Source organism: Cyclobacteriaceae bacterium (genome assembly GCA_013141055.1).
Classification (GTDB): Bacteria; Bacteroidota; Bacteroidia; order Cytophagales; family Cyclobacteriaceae; genus ELB16-189.
Window position 1 is genome coordinate 935598 of the sequence record JABFRS010000001.1, and the last position, 22907, is coordinate 958504.

The window sequence follows — 22907 nt, forward strand, 5'->3', positions numbered from 1 at the left end:
CAGGTTGTGTGATGGAGAGAAAGATGTATACCTCAAGAATGCGAACTCTATTTTTTTTCCTTTCATTCAGTTTTGTAACGCTGACTGGCTTCTCTCAGAACCTTGAGCGATACAATTGGTATTTCGGAAGCTCAAATCAGGCAATCCGTTTCAACAGAACAAGCGCAATACCCGGTCTCACAACAAAATCACTACCCTTTGGTGCAGGCGGCAGTGCCACAGCATCAGACCCAGCCAACGCAAACATGCTCTTCTATACCGATGGGCAATTTGTGTATGATTTTAACAACGGTCAGATGCCTGCCGGATTCGGGCTCTTAGGAAATACCGCTGCCAATCAACCCGTAGCAATTTGTCCGGTTCCCGGTCCCGGAAACGAAAAGAAATATTTCATCTTCACCAACACAGCCAACTTCACGGCCGGAGGTTCTATCAGCGTCAGCGTTGTAGACATGGGCCTTTTTGGAAATTCATTTTTCCCCGCTCCTGCCAGTGGTGATCTGGAATCAAAGAATGCACTCATCGGCTTAACAGGAAGATCAGAAGGTATGACCATTATACCTCATACCAACGGTACTGATTTCTGGCTCATCACTCAACCGGTTAACTCCGGAAGTTTTTCAAGAACGCTGATCAATGCAGCGAGTTATACCGGAGTATTTAACACCACCACTGTAACAGGTGTCTCTGCCGTGTCAATCACAGCCGCCAATCTTTCCTATCATGCCGGAAAAAAGAAGATCGCTGTTTCCCCACAGGATACAAACACCGATGCTATCATCATCAACTTCGATCCTGCTACAGGTTCATTTACATTCGATCGCACGATCCTGAATTCAGGCGTACCCACTACCACGAATCAATCGATCTATGATATTGAGTGGTCTGCCACAGGTGATTTTATTTATATCTCCCGCTTCGGCGAAACAGGAGTTCAGGCCGATCTTCTTCAATTTGATTTTCTTAACCCAGGCACAACACTAACAACAGTTTTGCCGACGCCGGTATTCAGAAGCTATGGTGTACAGATTGCACCTGACAGTTCCATCTATCACTTATACCAGGCAACATCTGGCGGACCATTCTTATTAGGTAATATATCAAAGCCGGATACGATCGCCACCGAAGTAAGATATCTGACATCTCAGCTTTCAGCAACCAACTTTGCCGGAACTCAGTTCTCTTCTTTCGCCCCGCGATTGAAAGTGAATCTCGTTGTTGATTTTAATTTTATCGGGACCTGCCAGAACAATAACACAAACTTCTTTCCGATTATACAGCCGGCAGCCGATAGTCTTCATTGGGATTTCGGTGACATGACCGCTATCTCAAATGACTGGAGTCCTGTTCACCGTTACACGGCTGCACAAGCATTCAGCGCGACATTAACGGCATACTATCAGGGAGATTCACTTGCAACCACAAAGCCTGTGACGATCACAGCATTCCCTATTCAATTAACACTCGTTCAGGATACAACAGCGTGTGGCTGTCAGCTGCCTTTTCCAAAAGTTACCTCACCACGGAATCCAAAAATAAAAACATCATGTCCGGAACAACCAACCTTCAGTGTTAAAGTTTCAGCAACAGGAGGTACTCCAACTTCTTATGTCTGGTCCAATGGTGATACAGGACCTATCCTCACACCAGACTCAGCAGGATATTATTATGTGATCGTGTCCGATGCATCAGGATGCTCCACCTATGCCGGTGTAAATGTCAAAGAGTATGATGTAATGGATCAGCGTGCCAACATCTGGTACTTTGGAGCGAATGCGGGAATTGATTTTAATGAAATGCCCCCCGTTCCTTTAACCAACAGTGCCATGAATGCACCGGAAGGCTGCGCGATTATTTGCGATCGCAATGGTAAAACTATTTTCTATACGGATGGTAACGATGTCTTTGACAAGAATGATGCTCTGATCGACTCGGGCATAGGAGGAGATCCGCAGGCTTCTCAATCATCAATCATTATTCCGGTAGAAGGCGACGAGACACTATTTTACATCTTCACCAATGAAGCTGTCAACGGTACCTCTGCCAACACGGTAAAATATTCATTGTTTGATCTCAAGAAGAATTCAGGATTGGGAGCTATTGTTATAAAGAATCAAACACTTTTCAGCAAGAGCACAGAACGCATCGCATCCGATGGCCGGTGGCTGGTGATCCATGAGTATGGCAATAACACATTCAGATCGTATCGGATCAGCGCCAATGGAATTGGTGATCCGGTATTAACAGCGATAGGATCCGATCATAGTTTTAGCAGTCCGAACAGTGGAATGGGTTACATGAAATTCGGACCAGCACCAAAGCTGGCGGTGGCATTATCAACAGGAACAGCAAACCTGATAGAGCTATTCGATTTTGTAGACAGCACCGGCAAGGTTGTCAACTACAGAAAAATTGATCTGAAGCAATCCACCGGACAAGTGTACGGTATTGAGTTCTCTCCTGGTGGAAATAAGATCTTCGCCACTGTTAAAGGTGCTCCTACTCCATTCGATTTCTTTGAATATTTCATTGACTCAATCGGCGTTCCGTATTTCAGACAAAAATTACCGGCAACACAAGAGCTTGGAGCAATTCAGATCGCACCGGATGGACAAATCTATATCGCTATTAATAACAGTCCTTTCCTGGGAACCATTACCGCAAGAGAAGACACCACAGCGGTATCAACCATTGACATTACGTCGGGCTTTTCTTTAGCAGGAAAGATGAGCAATCTTGGATTGCCAAATTTCATTCAACAGATATCCAGTGCGTTTGGCGGTCCAAGTATTGAGGCTGTTGGTTTCTGTTTAGGTTCTCCTACCCAATTTACCGGTAACGGAACAGATGCTATTGACATGTATGCCTGGGTATTTGATGATGGCGGAACCAGTGATCAGGCTGCCGTTGAACATACCTATGCGACTGCAAAAACTTATAACGTCACATTACAGATAACGAACCGATGCGGGTATGATACATTGCTGGTGCGACCGACCACCATTTTCACACCACCTGCTCCGCCAACTATTCCTCTTGCAGCCGCGCTTTGTCCATCGCCTGTTGTTCTGGATGCCAACACGGGTAACATTGCAGGGCTCACTTATTTCTGGACGGATGGAACTACAAATCAAACGCTTGTCGTAACAAGACAATCTATTGTCGGAGTGACATTGACAGATACTCACGGCTGTACTTCTGAAGGACAAACCTTTGTCGTTTTACCGATAACGGGTGTGGAACTCGGGCCACCGATAACGGTCTGTCAGGATTCACTTGTCCCTCCGCTTGATGCAGGCAATGCAGGATTAAACTTTGCATGGACTATCAATGGTGCACCACAACCAAGCGGTCAAACTCAAATCGTTGACACATCTGCACCCGGAGTATTTTTATACAGAGTAACAGTAAGTGATCCATTGAATGGGTGTTCGATAACCGATGAAGTAACCATCACTGTCAACCCAACACCTCCATTTAATTTCACAGGGTCGAATCCTTTATCATGCGGGGCTGATGGAAGCGTAACACTTACACTGCTGACACCACCTGCCGGGCTTTACTCATATTTCATTGCGGGGCCTGGTCCTTTTGCTCCCATTCCAAGACAAAATGATTTTGATCAGACGGTAGCACAATCACCATACGTATTTATAGTAAAGGCAGGAACTTATTCTGCCACCGTTCAGGATCAGGTGTCGGGATGTAGTGCAACACAGACAATCGGATTATCCGATGCTACATGGACAGCTTCGGCAGTTGCATCGCCTTGTGATCCTTCCTCTGTAACAGTGAACATTGCATCAGGAGCACCGGTACTGCCGCTGGTTTATACTTATCGTTCTCCAACACGTCCACAAGTTGGACCATTCACCGCTGTGAATACCGCATCATTACCATCAGGAGATTGGGTGGTTGAAGTTCGCGATGCCAATGGCACCGGCTGTATCTTTACTTTTGATCTTGTCATTCCACCAGTGACATCAAGTGTTTCTATCACACCAGGTTTGTGTACAACACCTCCAACACTTACGGCGGTGCCAACTCCAGGAGCTTCAGCATTCTCATGGACAGGCCCGGGAATCGTGGGACCTGCCAACGGAGCTACCATCAATATCAATGCATCCGGTACGTATCAGGTGAACGCTACTATCGGAGGATGTCCTAACCTTCAAAGCATTGTTGTTACCCTTGACAATCCTACTCCTGATTTCACTCAAAGTGATCCTTGCAGGAATAGCATTACAGTTACGGCAATACCAAATGGGAATTACACTTATCATTGGTATAAAGCTGGTGTACTACAACCTGGCCTCGTCGGACGGGTGATCACGCTTGGACTTGGTGAGAACGGAGCCTCGTATCAGGTTGAGGTGGTCAGTGGAGCAACAGGCTGTACGTTCATGTCAGCACCAAAGGTTGTACAGATCAATGGCACCATTGCTGTGATCATCAATCCTGCAGTGGTTTGCGATGACAATCAACCATTCACGCTCGTTTCAAGCGGTGCACCTGCTGGGGTAACTTACAAATGGTACAGAAATAATGTGGTGATTGTTGGCGAGGTTTCAGCCAGCATCACATTGACAGCTGTTGGAACATACAAAGTTGAAGTCACCAGAGGTACCTGCAGTGCCTTTTCAGAACCACTTACTGTTGGAAGAGCACCATTGCCCATTGGAAATCTCCCTAATCGTCTGATCATCTGTAATGATCCTGAAAATAGAGATCCATTAACCAATCAGGTGGATCTGGATCCGGGAGTATTCAAAAGCTACAATTGGTTCAAGAACGATTTGACACTTAACTACACGTCGCAAATTCTGAATGTTACGAGTCAGGGAACGTACAAGGTTGATATTACGAGTCTCAACAATTGTGTTGCCTCTGATCAGACTGAAGTCTTGAATGAATGTCTTCCAAAGATTGATGCTCCGAATGCTTTCCGTCCAAGCTCTACATTATCAGAGAATAAAGAATTCTATGTGTTCTCATTCTTTATCAAGGACACTGACTTCCAGGTGTTCCTTTATAATCGTTGGGGTGAACTTGTTTACACTTCCAGTGATCGCTACTTCCGATGGAACGGTGGCTATAATGGACTTCTCAATCAGCCTGTTCCGGGAGGATCTTATGCCTACATCATCCGGTACGTAAGCGCCTTTCATCCGGAACGTGGAGTTCAGGAGAAACGCGGTGGTGTTGCCGTCCTGAGATAGATTCAATTCCTTTTTTGGAGTGTTGGCTCGTGATTTGTTAAAAGAAGTCACAGAACAAATAATTTAATTAAATTTCGATTATGAAAAAGCATACATCCATTATCCTGATTATTCTGTTTGCTGCCCTGGCGGCACAGGCTCAGATCATTAAGACCTCTCTCACGCTTACCATCCGTGATGAACTTGGAAATGCAGTAGAGGGCGCTACCGTTTCTATTTTCGAGAATCAGGAGGACTATACTGCTGAAAAGAATGCTGCCGAGACAGGAACAACCGATGCTAAAGGAGTCATACGCTTCAAGAACCTGAAAGGAATTGCCTATTATGTTTTAGCCCGCAAAGGAGATAAGGACAATGCAGGTGGCGGCGAGCAGACTGGCAAGCTTGAAGAAAAGAAATTCAACAAGGCGACAATCGTTATTCAGTAAAATCTTAGATCAAAGTAATGGGCCGGGATAAAGTTATCGAGGATATTAAAAGTTATTCCGGAGCAGATGCAAAAGAGGAGGATTTCAAGAAGAGATTTTTAATACTGCTGGAGCATCCGCATGCATTTGAAAGAACGCATCTGCCAGGACATATCACCGGTTCTGCCTTTATCATTTCAGAAGATCATACACAAACTTTATTGGTTCATCATGCCAAGCTCAATCGCTGGCTTCAACCGGGAGGTCATGCAGATGGCGATACGGATGTCGCCCGTGTTGCCATGCGGGAAGCCAATGAAGAAACAGGACTGATTCACCTTACGCTCAGCTCTCCCAGGATCTTTGATATTGATATTCATCCCATTCCTCAACGGAAAGATTTCGGAGCGCATGATCACTATGATATCCGCTACCTGGTAACGGGTTCAATGGATGAAAAGATCATTGTCAGCGAAGAGTCGCATGATGTAAAATGGGTGAAGCTTTCAGAACTTGAAAACTACACGAATGAATCGTCCGTCCTGAGAATGAGGGATAAGGTGAGCAATTCATGATTTGAAAATTCAGAGATGGCCATTATCGGGAAGGATATTCAATACGCAGCTACCCTCCTGAAGGAAGGAAGTCTGGTTGCTATTCCTACTGAGACTGTCTATGGCCTCGCAGCCAATGCTTTGGATGCAGAGGCGGTGACAAAAATTTTCTCCGCCAAGCAACGTCCGCATTTTGATCCGCTGATCGTCCATGTTTCTTCTTTTGAAAAGGTTTCTGATTATGTCTCCGAGATTTATCCCCATGCTATCAAACTTGCTAAGGAGTTTTGGCCAGGACCGTTAACAATCCTGTTACCTAAAAAAAGTATCATTCCTGATCTCGTCACATCAGGACTCGATCGCGTCGGAGTAAGATGCCCTGATCATCCGTTAACATTATCATTGTTACAGCAACTGACTTTCCCTGTAGCTGCTCCCAGTGCAAACCCATTCGGATATGTAAGTCCGACCAGCGCGCAACACGTACAGGATCAGCTTGGTGAAAAGATACCGTACATTCTGGATGGCGGTAATTGCAAAGTCGGTATTGAGTCTACCATCATTGGATGGGAAAACGATCAGCCTGTGCTTTATCGTTTGGGAGGAATCAGCCAGGAAGCCATTGAGAAAATAACAGGACCTGTAAAGAGAATCATGCATTCCACATCGCAACCTCAGGCACCCGGTCAGCTGACAAGTCATTACGCTCCGGGGAAAAAATTCCTGTTGGGAAATATTGAATCACTCATGAAAGAAAATGCCGGCAAAAAGGCTGGAGTTCTTTCATTTGGAAAAGGGAATATCCAAAACGACTATCATTTGAATCTTTCTGAAAATGGTAATCTGGAAGAAGCAGCGCGAAATCTTTTTTCGATGCTGAGAAAATTTGACTCAATGAATGTTGATCTGGTGATTGCAGAGGAAGTTCCGGAAGAAGGTCTTGGAAAAGCTATCAATGACCGGTTGAGAAGAGCGGCCGCTACTCCGCAATAATTCAGAACTTCTCTTCTATTCCCAGTCCAAACAAAGCAAAGTCGTACTTGACGGGGTCGGTGGGATCGAACTTCTTCAATTCCTGAGTCAGCTCAACGGCAGTTTGCCAATCCATTTGCTTACGCCTGATCAATTTCAATTTCCTCGCCACACGTTCTACATGGAGATCAATGGGGCAGATTAGCTGTGACGCTGAAAGTGATTTCCATATCCCAAAGTCTACGCCCTTTTTATCGTCGCGCACCATCCATCGCAGATACATATTGATCCGCTTACAGGCCGATTTCCGTTCCGGTGTGGCAATATGTTTTTTCGTGCGATGAGGGAATTCAGGAAGGTCAAAGAACGCGCGATGGAAATTGATAAGTCCGTTCTCCATGGTAACATCCAATGCTTCCACCTTAAACAATGATTCAAGCGAATCATTTTTAGAATAATACTTCTTCAGGAACGTAAAAAAATAAAGAAGGTCCGTTCCATTGAACGTACGATGCTTAAAGTCTTCAAATGATCTAAGATCCCTATCCCGATAATTCATGATAAACTCATGAGGTGACTGATCCATTTTTTCCAGAAGATTATTACAACTTTTGATGATGGTCTTGCGCTGACCCCATGCCAGCACTGCTGCAAACAAACCTGCAATTTCTATATCCTGCTTTTTAGAAAACCTGTGGGGAATGGAGATTGGATCATTCTCAATGAAGCCTGGCCGATTATATTGATCTGCCTTTTCATCGAGGAATGTTTTTAAGTCGGCAAGCTTATGAGATGACTTCGGCACGTAATGGACGATAATTATTTTAAGAAGCGGACTTCTACTCTTCTGTTGAGCATTCGCGCAGAGTCATCCTTTGACTCTACGAGGGGTCGCTGCTTTCCATATCCATGAACAACCAAACGATCGGAAAGGATCCCCTTGGATTTTAAATAGTCAACAACGCTTTGTGCGCGGTTTTTAGAAAGAAAGAGATTATAATCTTCACTCCCAATATCATCTGTATGACCATTCAGCTCAGCTTTCCAATCAGGTTTAGCCTCCATGATCTTTACGAGTTTGTCAAGTTCAGGAAATGAAACGGGCAGCAGAACATATTTATCAAATTCAAAGTGAATGTTCTTCAGGATATAGCTTTCTTCCGGTTTTACTTCCTGCCCATCGATCCAAACAATAGGTGTTGTGATGACTTCAGGCTCCGGGTCGAGGGGAACAACAGAAACATCGTCGACATAAACATAAGCACTTCCTGAAAGCATCGGACTTTTCCCTTTTCGTGTTTCCAGGGCGGTGAACTGAGTGGTGAGGTTATCGAAAAAATTACCAATAAGAAGATAACGTTCACCACCTTTTGCCGTGTATTCCATGGAAGCACTCTCCCATCCCATCTTGGTAAAAGGTTCATTCTTGATGACAGAAAGTGTTGGTTTTTGTGCGATGACCTGATCCCCCTTATCCTCGACTGGCTCTTCTGTTAGCAGCATTCCAATGCGGTCAACACTATATACAGAATAGGAAGCGAGCTTAAAGAAAAATTCAAGACGGTAGCGTTTGTCTTTTTTCAATGGCTCTTTTAATTCGCCCTGAAGATATTCGCGATAGCTTCTGGGTTTATTTGTGGGGCGGCTCCAAACGTAGATGCCCGTATATGCAAAGCCGCCATGAGCATTGGATTCACCGGCCCAGTTGAAAGGCACATCACAATCTCCCCAACTGCATTGATGATAATAATCAGGGGTACCAGAAGTAGCAGATCTCCATCCAGGTAAAACAAATTCCTTACTGACGGTACTGAAATTATTAGGGCATCGATAATAATCCTCGAAGCTTGGATTCATGACAAGATTCTGAGCAGAGGAGAATCCACAGCAAACAATCGCGACTATGAATACTAAGCCGACTTTCATTAAGTCTATTTGTAATAAGTGATCTCTGCCTTGAATCGTGGATCAAGGGCACCGAGCCTGTCGTGTGCAGATTTGGAAATCCGAATGATCGTGGTACCATCAGGAGCAGGTATAGGTCCTGTCACTCTCACAAAGACCTCCTGATTCGTAAGCACATTCCTGATCTTTAATATCGTTCCGGGTTTTACGGTTGGATGCTGTGCCAGGTACTTACGATTTCCTTCCGATCCTGTAATAAGGTCGGCCATTCCGATTTCCCTGATCTCATCTGTGCCGACTAAACTTTCAGATACCGTAACAGGTGAAGTCGTTTTAGGAACAACGGTAGTGGTAGTGACCACTGGGTTAGTATTTGTGACAACCGTTGAGGTAGTGGTAGTGGGCGCTGTGACTGAAAGCACCTGTCCTACTTTCAATTCATTGTCCTGAATTCCATTCCAGTCTTTTAATTGCTGAACGGTCATTCCATAAGCGCGTGAAATTGAGAACAAAGTTTCTTTGGCAAGCACGGTATGGGTCCTGGCACCGGAAGGAAGAACGGGAGCTACTTCCTTAACAACTTCAATAGCGGGCTTTCTTTTAATGATAATGTCCTGGCCCAACGCTAAAGAATTTTCCTGAAGGTTATTCCATAGTTTGATATCATCAACCGATACGTTATACAATCGCGCGATTGAAAAAAGAGTCTCTTTGGCAGCGACCTTATGAATGAGTCCGTCGGCTGTTTGTACGGTGGGATGCGATTTTGTTTTAGGGGTGTAAGGAACTTTTAAAATCTGTCCGACCTCCAGTCCTGCATCCGCCGTTGGATTATGCTCAAGCACTGCAAGAATCGTTGAGCCATAACGTCGTGAAATACTATAAAGCGTCTCTTTCTCTCCTACCTGGTGAATTACAAAAGGCTTTCCATTAATCATTTCTGTGCGAAGTGAATCTGCATCAGCAGAAAATGAGGTCGCCAGGGTAAATAGGATGATCTGAAACATATGATTTTAATTCCAACGAAAATTACCACTTCAATCGTGCATAGTGCAACCTAAATACGTCGAATTACTTAGTATTTTTACAAAAATTCCGTCTATGAAGGTTTTCCTAACATTAATCCTGCTGATCTGCTCTTTTTCCTGCCTTCAAGCTCAGGAAAAGACTAAAGTGATGGTTATGGACATCAAGGCTGAGATTGATCCCCGTATGCTTCGATATGTAAAACTATCGCTGGAAAATGCTGAGAAAATCAAAGCGGACTATGTTATTATCGACATGGATACGTATGGAGGCGCTTTAACTGATGCCAAAGAGATCGTTGATCTTATCATGGATTTTAAAAAACCAATCTGGGTATATGTTAACTCTGATGCTGCTTCTGCAGGAGCATTGATTTCCATTGCATGTGACAGCATATACATGTCTCCGGGTGCGAGCATTGGTGCCGCCACGGTTGTTAACGGTTCTGATGGTGGGGCAGCACCCGACAAGTATCAATCATACATGCGATCCATCATGAGAGCGACGGCTGAAGAGAACGGCCGGGATCCACGCATCGCAGAAGGAATGGTTGATGAGAAGATTGTAATCGACAGTGTAAAGCAGGCAGGTAAAGTTATTACGTTCACAACTTTGGAAGCAATTGAACATGGCTATTGTGAAGGCAAGGTTCAGTCCATAGAAGAAATCCTCGCTAAGAACAAAGTAAAAAATTATACCATCGAACGCTATGAACTGGGAGCCACTGAAAAGATCATCTCATTCGCATTGAATCCTTTCATTAGCGGATTACTGATCCTCATCATCATTGGCGGAATCTATTTTGAAATGCAATCACCCGGAATCGGATTCCCTTTATTTGCCGCTATCATTGCATTGACATTATATCTTGTTCCATACTACTTAAATGGATTGGCAGAGTACTGGGAGATCCTCGCTCTTTTTGCCGGACTTACATTGATCGTCCTTGAAATATTTGTCATACCAGGGTTTGGCGTTGCCGGAATTCTGGGAATTGGTCTCACGGTGGTTTCACTGGTACTGATCATGCTCAATAATGAGTTCTTCAATTTTGATTATGTTCCGCTTGGGGATATTGTAGTAGCCATGTTTGTCACGCTGGGAGGAATTTTTGGCGGGATGATAGCCTTGTTCTTCGGTGGTGCTTCTCTTACAAAAACGAAGGCCTTTCAGCGTATGGCATCCATTCAAACACAGGAAGGCTATACCGCAAATTTTATTGAAGAACCGATGATTGGAAAAACGGGGGTTGCTTTTACGGTCCTTCGCTCCAGCGGAAAAGTGATGATAGAAGAGAAATTGTATGATGCCAATAGTCGTGGAGAGTATATTGAAAAGGGCGACGCGATAGAAGTAACAGGAATCGAAAGTTCTACTTTAAGAGTTAAAAAAATTTAAGCTGAGCCCATCCTCATTTATGAAAATACTTGGTGTAATTCCTGCCCGATTTGCTTCTTCTCGTTTTCCAGGAAAGCCGTTGGCCGATCTGTTGGGGAAATCAATGGTACATCGGGTTTATCTTCAGTGTAAAAAATCTAAGCTGTTGAGTGAGGTCGTTGTAGCAACGGATCATCCGAAAATCTATGACCATGTAATAGGGTTTGGAGGCAATGTCGTGATGACATCCGACCAGCATCCTTCCGGAACCGATCGTTGCTTTGAAGCAATGAAGCTCAACCCAGCTCAGTTTGATTTTGTTGTAAATGTTCAGGGTGACGAGCCATTTGTAGATCCAAGACAAATTGATTTGCTGTGCGGTTCATTGGACAGCTCAACGGAGTTAGCAACGCTTATTCAAAAGATCATAACTCTTGAGCAACTACTGTCTCCCAACGAGGCGAAAGTTGTTTTAAACAACAAGAAGGAGGCTATGTATTTCAGTAGGTCGCCTATTCCTTTTGTGCAAAAGTTAGAACACAAGGATTGGCTGGATCATGCCCAGTTCTATCGTCATGTTGGATTGTATGCTTACCGTCATGATATTCTTAAGCAGATAACACAATTATCGGTATCAGCTTTGGAAAAAGCCGAATCACTGGAGCAACTCCGATGGATTGAAAATGGCTTCCGGATTAAAACTGTAGAGACGGATGCAGAAGAAGGATTGTGCATTGATACACCTGAAGATCTCGAAAAGGCAATTGCGCTGATGAAAAAAAGAAACGTCTCTCTGAAATAGCAGGCTTTTAATAAGGGTGGACCTTATGAATCAGCGTGTAGTGGATCTTTTCGAAATTAAGATTCTTGAGCTTGCCCTCAATGTCATCCGCCAGACTTCTTTTTACTTCTTCATGGACGCTTAAGTCTATGATCAGTTCGTTTCGCTTAAAGCCATCAGCTAATTTCTGATCTACAATCTTACTGATAGCACTTTCAAATGCATCGTGATCCACCTGGACCTTGTCGATGATAACCGTCTTCGGATTGATCTCGATAAATATTATCTTCTCATTCTCTGAAGAGCAGCCCAGGAAAATCAATCCAAACAACAATACATATTTCGACTTGCTCATCTATTGTCCAACAGGTTTCATTTTCAATTTTTCTATTGCAAATTTCTTAGCCTCGCTGGCTACGGTTTCAAGGTCGCCTGAAACAATGTACGATCCCAAAACATGTGCTCCTGCATTTGGAACCGGCACAGCAACCTTATCCGATTCAGGGGTACTCAATTGACTATGCATTTCCAGAATGGCACTGACTTTCACCGTCTGATCCTGCTCCTGTTCATTTTTGTAATAGTATAAGTTTAAGACAGGCTGTTTGATCTTCTCAAAAGTTGATTTCGTCATTTTGGTTTCAAGCAATTCCTCAAGCTGACAAACGGCTTCAAGTCTGTACTTGTCATTCCAATATTGATTATTCAAAGCGACATCAACACCTGGTTTGACACCGGGTACATTATAGTTTCCCTTCTTCACCATTCGTGCCAATTGCAAGCCCCATGGATTATTTGAAATAAAAGCTGCCGGATCATTGATTGCAATATTGGGAGACATATTGATCAATGCGAAAACATCCTGTGGATACTCTGCTGCCAGGATCAACCCCATCGTTGCACCTGTTGATGTTCCCATAACAATTACCTTATCCCCCAGCATCTTTCCGATTGCAAGAGCTTCCTTACTGCTTTTCCACCAGCGGTCGGGAGTGAAATATAAAAGCTGTTCGGTAGTATCAATACCATGATCAGCCATTCGTGCCAGATACAAGTTGCAGCCAAAGGTCTTTGCAAACTGTTTGTGAATAGGGTCTCCTTCTGCCTGACTTGCAGAAAAACCGTGCAAGTACACGACGCTGAATTCAGTCTGCTTCATGGAAGAATCTGCCCATACAATTCTCGCCTCGTTATCCGGCTTGATCTTATGCTCAAACTCCTGCATGGCAACATACGGAACCAGCTGCGCGATGTCATTTGGAATGGGAGGCATAGCAGGATCATATGCTGGCTGATCAGGCTCAGGTCCCATGAAATACACACCAATGATCAACAGGATGGGGAAAGTGATAAAGACTAGTTTACGGGACATTGAGAGTGAGTTTTATTAAAGATAACAGTAATAGATGAAAGTTTAAAGCATGAACAATGCTTCCCTTTATAGAAATTCTGTTTAGGGTTTATTCATATCTGGATTTCTCAGACATAAAAAAGCCGGACCATAGTGTCCGGCTTTTCAAGTTTAAAAAAACATTCGATCAGGACGGTAAAAAAATATTGTTCCCGTTAATTTAAACCTGATCAAAAAGAAAGTACCCCGGAGTCGGCAAAAAAATATTTACAACCAACAACCACTACGAATGGAGTAAATAACCAGTCACTCCGGAATACTATTTCTTTGTTGCGGATTGACATTTCAACCCGCAACGGATAACTATTTAATCGACGTTGTCATGCAAGAACTTGTTGTTACCCAACAAATTATTGTCGTCGTTCAGATTATACTTTGAAATAAAGCGCTCAGAAGAGTGAGGTACATTTTCCATCTTCACGCCTCTTCTCAGATATGCAGGTGATGTCCATTTCTCATTGAACTCATCTTTACTCATCTCAGGCTTCTTTGCTGCCTTCAGCTTTTCGCGGCGTTCTTTCGCTTGTTGTTCAAGACGCTGCTTTGTTTTGCGCACATCCATCATACCATCTTCATTGATAACCTGATCTGCTGAAACCTCTTTACCGATTTCAAACTCATCGTCATCACCACGGAATTTGCTGATATCATCTTCCTCATCATCTCCATCATCGAATTTGCTTGCATTTACCTCTTCATTGTCGAACAGGCTTAATGTATAGCTGCGTTCTTCCAGTGGAGTGTCTTCCTTTTTGGAAGGCTTCTCTTCGGATTTTTTATACGCTGGCTTTTCGTCTTTCTTTTTCGTTACCGGAATTTCTGGTTCCTTGTTAACAACCGGCTCATCAAAATCGAAATATGACTCTTCCTTGATGGGTTCGGTAAAGATCATTTCGTCGGCGATCTTCAGTTCCATCTCGTCATAGCGCTCATTCACAGAGTTGTCAGCGAACTCGGCTGCAATAGAGTTGCTCTTCTCAAGATCAAGAACTTTCTTCTCTGCTACTTTCTTCACTAACGCTTTTCCCTCACCGGCAAACCCGGTAGCAATTACCGTTACGCGTATGCGATCTCCGAGGTCAGGATCAACTCCATGACCAAAGATCACTTCGCATTCCTGACCTGATTGATCCTGAATATATTCAGTGATCTGGCTCAGTTCATCCATTTGCAATTCAGCTTCTTCGCCGGAAATGATGGAAAGCAAAATTCTCTTCGCCCCCATGATATCCTTGTTATCCAGCAAAGGAGAAGCAAGGGCTTGCTCTGCTGCGCGAAGGGCGCGATTCTCACCGCTTGTTTCTGATGATCCCATAACGGCGGCACCTGCATTCAGCATGACTGTGCGTACATCCTGGAAGTCAACGTTAACATATCCTGCCAGGGTGATGATTTCAGCAATGCCTTTGGCAGCTGTTGTCAACACACCATCGGCTTCACCAAACGCCTGGCTGATGGAAAGATTTCCAAACATCTGGCGCAATTGATCATTAAGGATGGCGAGGACTGTATCACAGCTGGTACGCATTGCATCGAGACCTGCCTGAGCCTGAGCTATTTTTTTTCTTCCTTCAAAACCGAATGGCATGGTAACAATACCAACGGTGAGGATATCCATCTCTTTCGCAATTTTAGCGATGACCGGAGCAGCACCTGTGCCTGTTCCTCCACCCATACCAGCGGTGATGAACACCATTTTGGTTCCTGTGAGGATCTCACGGATCTGCTCTTTGCTTTCCATCGCAGCAGCACGACCCACTTCAGGGTTCGCACCGCATCCAAGACCTTCTGTGAGGCTGGTTCCGATTTGTAATTTTGTTGGAACAGGACTGGTATTCAGTGCCTGTAAGTCGGTATTACACACGATAAACTCAACATCCTTGATGCCGAGCCGGTACATGTGGTTGACCGCGTTGCTGCCGCCACCTCCAACACCGATCACTTTGATGATCGACTTGTGGTGCCTCGGCAAATCAAATTTGTAGGTTGCTCCGGTTTGAAACATGACAATTTATTATTTAGTGGTTGTTATTTTTTTGATGCTGTTCATTTTGATCAGCGATCAGTATTCGTTTTTTCCATCAAGGTCATCAATCAATAATCCCTTTGTCTTATTCAGGATGCTGGTAAAGAAATCTGAAGCAGGCTTCACTTTCTCTTTCTTCACCTTGACAACTGTCTTGTTTTCTTTCGCTTCGCGGTAACGCTCATCACGTTCATCCAGCGAACGGAAACCAGACAATACAAGTCCTACAGCAGTAGCATACATTGGACTCTTTACAGCTTCCAGCTTGCTCTTGCCGAGATGCTCGTTGGGATAACCCACACGCGTATCCATTCCGGTCATGTACTCCACCAGGTGTTTCAGGCTATTCAACTGAGAACCTCCACCCGTGATTACAATTCCGCCAGCCAATCTATTTTCAAATCCGCAGCTGATGATCTCAGTATGAACCATCTCTACGATCTCTTCCATTCTTGCCTGAATGATGTTAGAAAGATTCTTTACAGAAATTTCTTTCGCCGCACGATTACGGATTCCAGGAATTGAAACGATTTCATTTGGACTTGCTTCTTCCGCGATAGCCTTGCCGAACTTTGTCTTCAGCTGCTCCGCCTGTTTTGCCATCACTGACAAACCAGTCTGGATATCATTGGTAAGAATATTTCCTCCAAAAGGAATGACAGATGTATGACGGATGATGTTGTCATAGAAAATAGCAACATCTGTAGTTCCACCACCGATGTCGATGAGGCAAACACCTGCTTCTTTTTCTTCATCACTCAGCACGGCGAGGCTAGATGCCAAAGGCTCCAGGATCAAGTCTTCAATTTCAAGACCAGCTCTGCGCACACATTTATTGATATTATTAATCGCACTGGTTTGTGCAGTGATAATATGGAAGTCGGCCTCCAGCTTTACACCGCTCATACCCACCGGATCCTTTATTCCTTCTTCATAGTCGACAGTATAATCCTGAGGCATAACGTGTATGATCTCGCTGCCAGGAGGAATTACAATGCGATACATATCTTCTGTCAGGCGACTGACGTCTTCGATGCTGATCTCATCGTCGTTGGAAGTACGGGTGATGCTGCCATGATGAATGGTACTGCGGATGTGCTGTCCAGCAATGCCAACGTTGACAACACCGATATCAATACCGGACATGTCACTGGCTTCTTTCACCGCCTTCTCAATGGCAAAAACAGTTTTATCAATGTTAGTCACGATGCCTTTGATGACACCTTCTGATTCGGCTTTGCCCATGCCGAGAACTTCGAGCTTTCCGTACTCATTCTTACGGCCTACGATCACGCAAATTTTCGTAGTCCCAATGTCTAATCCGACTACTATTTTTTCGTTTTCCATGGTTCTTTGTATTAGTGGTTGTGTTGTCTGTTTAAAAAATATATTGCTTATTAAAAAATCTACTTGTTCTTATTCTGCGATAACCTGTCCTTCATACTTTAAATTCACTCTTTCGTATTTTGTCCATCCCTTTTGAGGAAGAATCTCCTTATAGAATACCATCAGCTTTTTGAATTTGAATTCATAGTTATCAGGTGATCCAAATTCAACCAGCTGACCTGTTATCTGTGGATAGATGGTGATATCTTCCTTGCTGTTAATGTCCATCTGTGCTATCTGCGCATTCCAGAATTTATCTTCACGAATGAAATCAAGCATTTCCATCAGCTTCTTTCCTTCTTCAAATTTCATGAGGTCGCCTTTTTCAAGGAGCTGCTTTACGAACCTGCCGCTGATAATTACCACCCTTGAAGTAAACTTCTCTGAAATACTCATCACAATACCTTCTTCAGATATGTATGCATCAGGTGCATCTTCCTGAACAATGCGGGCGATCGGCCTTCTTAATTCCACATTGACGATCAGATTTCCTTTGAGATCTCCATAAAGTTCTGCCTCCTTTACGTGCTTGTCATATTTCAGTTTTTTCTCAATTGCCTTGAGATCAATTCTGCTTATGCTCGTTCCTTTTAAAGTCTGTCCACTGGCTTCCACCAGGCGAAGAATATCTGCCTCATCAAGAAAATGGTTGTCGTTGATATTTTCTATCTCCACAACAATGTCCTTACACAAAGCTCCGCCTTGCTTACGCTCGCTGAAAGCTATAAGAAACGACAAAGCAATAAGCGCTGCCGCGATCCTGATCTCTTTCCGTATGTTAAGGTTAAGCTTCATATTTCTTTGTCAGCATCTCTCTAATAGGTTTCACGAAAGTGTCAATATCTCCAGCTCCTACCGTTGCAATTACTTCACAGTCCAATGACTCAAGCTTTGCCAGCAGATCTTTCTTGCTTGTGCGAATCTTTACTCCACTGGTAACATCCTTAAAAATCATATCCGATGTTACTCCCGGGATAGGAAGCTCGCGCGCCGGATAGATGTCCATCATCAATAGTGTGTCTGCAAGGCTGAGGCTTTTTGCAAATCCATCAGCGAAATCCCTGGTGCGTGTATATAAATGAGGCTGGAAGATCACGGTAATCTTCTTTTCAGGATAGAGTGCTTTCAGTGATTTCAGAAATGCTTCGATCTCTGTTGGATGGTGAGCATAGTCATCTATGAATACACACTTCTTGCTTCTGAAAACATACTCAAAGCGACGTTTCACACCTTTGAAAGATGCAAGGGCGCCCTTGATCACCTGATCACTTACACCGACCTGCTTTACAGCAATGCTTGCAGCGATTGCATTTTCTACGTTATGAAAACCAGGGATACCGAGCTGAATTTTTTCAATCTTCATGTCTTTACCATGAAGATCGAAAGTAAAAAAGCCACCTGTGGTGGTGAGATTGCTGGCAAAAAAATCTCCCTGATCAATGCTATATGTCTTCTTTGAAATTTTTGAATTCGACTTCGATAAAGATTCAATGGATTGATGAATTACCAGTGTACCGTTCTCATTGATCTGCTTGATAAAATCACCGAAAGAGATAAGCATGCTTGCATGATCTCCATAGATATCAAGATGATCAGGATCTGCTGAGGTCACTACTGCTACATCAGGGAACAAGCGCAGGAATGAACGATCAAATTCATCCGCTTCCGCAACGACGATAGTATTCTTATTTACTTCACCGTGCATGATTAGGTTAGAATCATAATTGGCAGTAATTCCACCCAGGAACGCTACCATGTCCTTACCGGCTTCTTTCAGGATGTGTGCCACCATGGAAGAAGTAGTAGTCTTACCATGTGTACCCGCCACTGCGATCGTTTTATAATCTTTGGATATCAAACCCAGCACTTCAGATCTTTTCAGAATAGTAAAGCCCTGATCCTTGAGATACTGATGCTCAACATGATCTTTGGGAATTGCCGGAGTAAAAATTACAAGGGTCTTTTCCTTAGACAGATATCCTGGAATGAATTCTACCTTGTCTTCAAAATGAAGTTCCATTCCTTCCTCCATCAACTCATGAGTTAATGGTGTAGGAGTGCGATCATAACCGGCAACACGAAGTCCCTTGCGACGGAACCAGCGAGCCAAAGCGCTCATACCAATCCCACCGATTCCCAGAAAATAAATACTATCGTAGTCGCTAAACTTCACACTAACAATTTTTCGATTTCCGTAACTATTTCTTCAGCGGCCTGAGGTTTACCCAGTCGCGCAATATTTTCACTTAACTCCTCACAGGATTTCTGATCATGTAAAAGTTTGATGGCACTCTGCACTAACTCTGCCTTTGCCTTGATATCTGTGATGAGGATGGCTGCATTTTCATTCACAAGTGCCATTGCATTTTTTGTCTGATGATCATCTGCCACATTAGGAGACGGCACCAATACCGATGGCTTCTTCGCAAGACACAATTCTGATATAGACAAAGCACCAGCTCTGGACACTACTACATTCGCAGCAGCATAAGCGAGATCCATCTCTTTTAAGAAATCATAGATCCTTATACTTCTTAAATCCTTATCCCCTACCTGAGCCTTCATCGTCTCGTAATAAACTTTGCCAGTTTGCCAGATCACCTGAACATTGGAAGCGATCAATTGATCAAGGCCTGCAAGAATGCTCTCATTTATAGTTCTGGCTCCGCCGCTTCCACCGAGTATGAGAAGTGTTCTTGCATTGGAATTAAATCCAAAATGATTCAATGCCTGATCTCTCTTGCTCTCAAGATTGATAATATCTTTTCTCACAGGATTACCGGTCATCTGAACCTTGGATCCTGGAAAGTATTTCTCCATGCCTGGATAAGCTACGCAAATTCTTTTCGCCTTGTCTGCAAGTTTCTTATTGGTAAGTCCTGCATGGGAATTCTGCTCCTGAAGAACCGTGGGTACTTTGAAATGTGTTGCTGCCATCATCATAGGCCCACTTGCATAACCACCAGTTCCAATGGCAACGTCAGGTTTGAATTCTCTCACGATACTTCTTGCTTTCCAGTAGCTAAAGATGAGCTTGAAAGGAAAGAGAAGATTCGAAAATGAAAGACTCCTTTTAATACCGCTGATCCATAATCCGATGATCTTATAACCGGCTTCCGGAACACGTACCATTTCCATTTTACCTTCAGCACCAACAAAAAGAATTTCCGCATCGGGATGATGCTCACGAAATGTATTAGCAATGGCGATCGCAGGATACACATGTCCTCCGGTGCCGCCGCCACTAATGATCACCCGATATGGTTGCTTATTGATCACGCTGCTTTTGCTACTTTACTGTCTTTGCCTTCTTTACCTTCAACACTTACAGCATCTTGTCCCCAGTTCTCTTCCTGTTCACCACGACTTACACTTAAAATAATTCCAACAGAAAGTCCTGTGAAAACCATTGCTGTTCCTCCCATACTGACCAATGGCAACGGCTGACCAGTAATCGGCCCGAGTCCTACTACAACACCCATGTTTACCATGGCCTGACACACCAGATCGAAGCTGAGTCCCGCCGAAAGTAATCCGCCGAAAGCGCGCTCCGAGTTATATGCGGCTTTCATTCCACGATGAAGAAGTATGAGGTAGAGACATAATACGACTACACCTCCAACCATACCGTATTCTTCAATTACGATGGCGTAAACAAAATCTGAATATGGATGAGGAAGGATATTTCTTTGATCACTGTTACCTGGACCTTTACCAAACACACCACCCGTCGCTACTGCGATACGTCCATGCTTTGCCTGGAAAGGAAGTTCTTTACCTTCTACAAAATTTATAATTCTGTTCTTGGCAGTTTGAGCACGGACCCCGAGCATTAAGGCCGCGGATCCAGCTAATATTCCGACCAGTACAAGCATCGCCAGATACTTGACAGAGACCCGGCCGATGAACATGACCAGCATACAGGTTGCAAAAAGAAGGACAGCGGTTGAAACGTTTGTTAAAGCAATCAGTCCGCAAATCACACCACACCATATCAACATAGGTATCAGTGCTTCCTTGATATCATCGATGTTCTGCTGCTTTTTTGAAAGCATGCTGGCAAGATTGATGATGAGGGCAAGACTTGCAAAATCTGACGGCTGAAACGATCCAACAAGAGGAAGGGTGATCCATCGTGGTGAGTCGTTGATCACGGTTCCAAACTTGAATGTGTAAAGCAGCAATGGAACGCTTATCCAAAGTGCAAGGCGTGAGATTTTCGAATAATATCTATAATCAATCTTATGGGCTATCCAGATGGCTGCAAGACCTAGAAACACGGTGAACGTATGCTTGATCAGCAACATTTCAGGACTTGCAGATCGCTTATATGCAAGTGTTCCAATAGAGCTATACACTACCAGAATACTTACCATCGACAATGCCAGCACGGCAGCCCATATCACCGGATCACCTTGCAGATTTTTGTCAGACCACTCTTTAATTTTCTTCATCGCCTCGTACTTTAAGACTATGCTTTTACTTTTTCAACTTCCGCCTTCAACTTCAATACTTCAGCTCTGAACTGATCGCCGCGATCTTCGTAGTTGTTAAACAAATCGAAGCTCGCGCACGCCGGAGAGAGCAACACCACATCACCTTTTTCTGCTGATTGCAATGCTAGGTGTACCAATTCACTTACGCTCTGTGTTTCCAGTATTTTTGGAACCACCTTACCAAAGAATTTTTTCAATTTCTCGTTATCCTTACCAAGACAGATAAGGGTCTTTACTTTCTTTTCAACTTCTGCCTTGATGATATTGTAATCATTACCCTTGTCGATTCCACCAGCGATCCAAACCAGAGGCTGCTGATAGCTTCCTAAAGCGTAGATCACTGAATCGACGTTGGTAGCCTTTGAATCATTGACAAATTCTACTCCGTTGATGGTTGCAACAGTTTCAAGTCTGTGAGGTGCGTTCTTGAATGTCTTCAATCCTTCACGGATCTTGGTATCAGGAACCTTTGCCAGGTGGGCTGCACAAACTGCTGCCATCGTGTTGACAAGGTTATGAGTTCCTTTCAAAGTGGTATCTGCCTGAGCAATCTTGAATGATTTCTTCCCAAACTGAAAGATCATTTTCTTACCGTCGTAATGAGCAGAAGTAATTGCCTCGTGATCCAGTGATATTTCAACCCTGTATGCTTCGGTGGAGCGTTGTTTCGCTTCTACTCCGGCAACCGTATCATCAACGAAATACACGAAGTAATCTTTTGATGTCATATTCTTGACAAGTCTGAACTTGCTGTTGACATAATTGATCATCTTCTTGTCGTAGCGATCGAGGTGATCCGGCGTGATATTTAGAAGAATACCAATGTGTGGTCTGAATGTTTGAATGCCGTCAAGCTGGTAGCTGCTTACTTCTACTACATACCAGTCAAACTCTTCTGTCGCTATTTTGCGAGCAAGGCTCTCTCCTACATTTCCAGCCAATGCAACTTTCTTATCTGCATTCTTCAGGAGATGATAGATCATCAGCGTCGTAGTGGTCTTGCCATTGGTTCCAGTGATCGCTATCACTTTTCCCTTGAGATAGCGAAATGCAAATTCAAGCTCATCGATGATGGCTATCTTCTTTGATTTCACTTTCTTAACAATTTCAGTTTTTTCAGGAATGCCAGGGCTTTTAATTACCAGATTGGCATTCAGAATTTTCTCTTCACTGTGCTTTCCTTCTTCAAATTCAATTCCTGCCTGAACGAGTTCGTTCCGGTATTTATCTTTTAACTGGCCCTGATCAGAGACGAACACGTCGAAGCCCTTGGCTTTCGCCAACAACGCTGCACCCGTGCCACTTTCGCCTCCTCCCAGTATGACTACTCTTTCTGCCATATACTTT

18 protein-coding genes are annotated in these 22907 nt (G+C 43.8%); 6 read left to right on the plus strand and 12 right to left on the minus strand.

Translation table 11 applies throughout. The features are described 5' to 3' along the window. Positions 1-38 precede the first annotated feature (38 nt). The 4 genes from HOP08_04060 to HOP08_04075 all read left to right on the plus strand — a co-directional run bounded on the left by HOP08_04060 (position 39) and on the right by HOP08_04075 (position 7173). Entirely contained in the window at positions 39-5219 is a 5181-nt protein-coding gene (locus HOP08_04060; protein NOT74079.1) for a PKD domain-containing protein, read from the plus strand. 80 nt (positions 5220-5299) lie between these two features. Beyond that, positions 5300-5647, plus strand: coding sequence for a carboxypeptidase regulatory-like domain-containing protein (locus tag HOP08_04065; GenBank protein NOT74080.1), 348 nt, complete (start codon positions 5300-5302; stop codon positions 5645-5647). A gap of 17 nt (positions 5648-5664) precedes the next feature. After that, positions 5665-6201: an NUDIX hydrolase gene (locus HOP08_04070; GenBank protein ID NOT74081.1), complete on the plus strand. Its 537-nt coding sequence runs from the start codon at positions 5665-5667 to the stop codon at positions 6199-6201. Between the two features lie 15 nt (positions 6202-6216). Beyond that, positions 6217-7173 (plus strand): threonylcarbamoyl-AMP synthase, encoded by a 957-nt coding sequence (locus HOP08_04075; GenBank protein ID NOT74082.1) that lies wholly within the window; start codon positions 6217-6219, stop codon positions 7171-7173. 1 nt (position 7174) lies between these two features. On the opposite strand, the gene HOP08_04080 is transcribed toward HOP08_04075, so the two are convergent. The 3 genes from HOP08_04080 to HOP08_04090 are packed head-to-tail and all read right to left on the minus strand — an operon-like array spanning position 7175 to position 10064. Then, on the minus strand, positions 7175-7957 hold the full coding sequence (locus HOP08_04080; protein ID NOT74083.1) for a TIGR02757 family protein: 783 nt from the start codon (positions 7955-7957) through the stop codon (positions 7175-7177). Between the two features lie 14 nt (positions 7958-7971). Further along, a complete protein-coding gene (locus tag HOP08_04085) occupies positions 7972-9078 on the minus strand; it encodes an OmpA family protein (GenBank protein NOT74084.1) in 1107 nt (368 codons plus the stop codon). 5 nt (positions 9079-9083) lie between these two features. Then, the gene (locus tag HOP08_04090; protein NOT74085.1) at positions 9084-10064 is read right to left on the minus strand and encodes a LysM peptidoglycan-binding domain-containing protein; all 981 of its coding nucleotides are present in this window, start codon (positions 10062-10064) and stop codon (positions 9084-9086) included. A 94-nt stretch (positions 10065-10158) separates the two neighbouring features. On the opposite strand from HOP08_04090, the gene HOP08_04095 reads away from it, so the two are divergent. Both HOP08_04095 and kdsB read left to right on the plus strand, forming a co-directional pair. Further along, the gene (locus HOP08_04095; GenBank protein NOT74086.1) at positions 10159-11481 is read left to right on the plus strand and encodes a nodulation protein NfeD; all 1323 of its coding nucleotides are present in this window, start codon (positions 10159-10161) and stop codon (positions 11479-11481) included. 19 nt (positions 11482-11500) lie between these two features. Next, on the plus strand, positions 11501-12262 hold the full coding sequence (gene kdsB / locus HOP08_04100; GenBank protein NOT74087.1) for a 3-deoxy-manno-octulosonate cytidylyltransferase: 762 nt from the start codon (positions 11501-11503) through the stop codon (positions 12260-12262). Between the two features lie 7 nt (positions 12263-12269). Here the strand turns inward: kdsB and HOP08_04105 are convergent, their stop codons facing one another. From HOP08_04105 to murD, 9 genes are all read right to left on the minus strand, one after another. Continuing rightward, entirely contained in the window at positions 12270-12596 is a 327-nt protein-coding gene (locus HOP08_04105; GenBank protein NOT74088.1) for a hypothetical protein, read from the minus strand. Then, positions 12597-13613, minus strand: a complete 1017-nt coding sequence (locus HOP08_04110) for an alpha/beta hydrolase (protein ID NOT74089.1) — start codon at positions 13611-13613, stop codon at positions 12597-12599. 346 nt (positions 13614-13959) lie between these two features. Beyond that, positions 13960-15657, minus strand: a complete 1698-nt coding sequence (ftsZ, locus tag HOP08_04115) for a cell division protein FtsZ (protein ID NOT74090.1) — start codon at positions 15655-15657, stop codon at positions 13960-13962. Between the two features lie 57 nt (positions 15658-15714). Beyond that, positions 15715-17025 (minus strand): cell division protein FtsA, encoded by a 1311-nt coding sequence (gene ftsA, locus HOP08_04120; protein NOT74091.1) that lies wholly within the window; start codon positions 17023-17025, stop codon positions 15715-15717. A 69-nt stretch (positions 17026-17094) separates the two neighbouring features. Continuing rightward, on the minus strand, positions 17095-17859 hold the full coding sequence (locus HOP08_04125) for a cell division protein FtsQ (protein NOT74092.1): 765 nt from the start codon (positions 17857-17859) through the stop codon (positions 17095-17097). Then, positions 17849-19237 carry a UDP-N-acetylmuramate--L-alanine ligase gene (locus tag HOP08_04130; GenBank protein NOT74093.1) on the minus strand — a complete coding sequence of 463 codons (1389 nt, stop codon included), beginning with the start codon at positions 19235-19237 and terminating at the stop codon, positions 17849-17851. The genes HOP08_04125 and HOP08_04130 overlap by 11 nt, the downstream gene beginning before the upstream one ends. After that, positions 19234-20343 (minus strand): undecaprenyldiphospho-muramoylpentapeptide beta-N-acetylglucosaminyltransferase, encoded by a 1110-nt coding sequence (murG, locus tag HOP08_04135; GenBank protein NOT74094.1) that lies wholly within the window; start codon positions 20341-20343, stop codon positions 19234-19236. Before murG ends, HOP08_04130 begins: the two co-directional genes overlap by 4 nt. Next, complete coding sequence (locus tag HOP08_04140) at positions 20340-21518, minus strand: FtsW/RodA/SpoVE family cell cycle protein (protein ID NOT74095.1); 1179 nt, start codon at positions 21516-21518, stop codon at positions 20340-20342. Before HOP08_04140 ends, murG begins: the two co-directional genes overlap by 4 nt. 17 nt (positions 21519-21535) lie before the next feature. Next, on the minus strand, positions 21536-22900 hold the full coding sequence (murD, locus tag HOP08_04145) for a UDP-N-acetylmuramoyl-L-alanine--D-glutamate ligase (protein NOT74096.1): 1365 nt from the start codon (positions 22898-22900) through the stop codon (positions 21536-21538). Between the last annotated feature and the right edge of the window lie 7 nt (positions 22901-22907).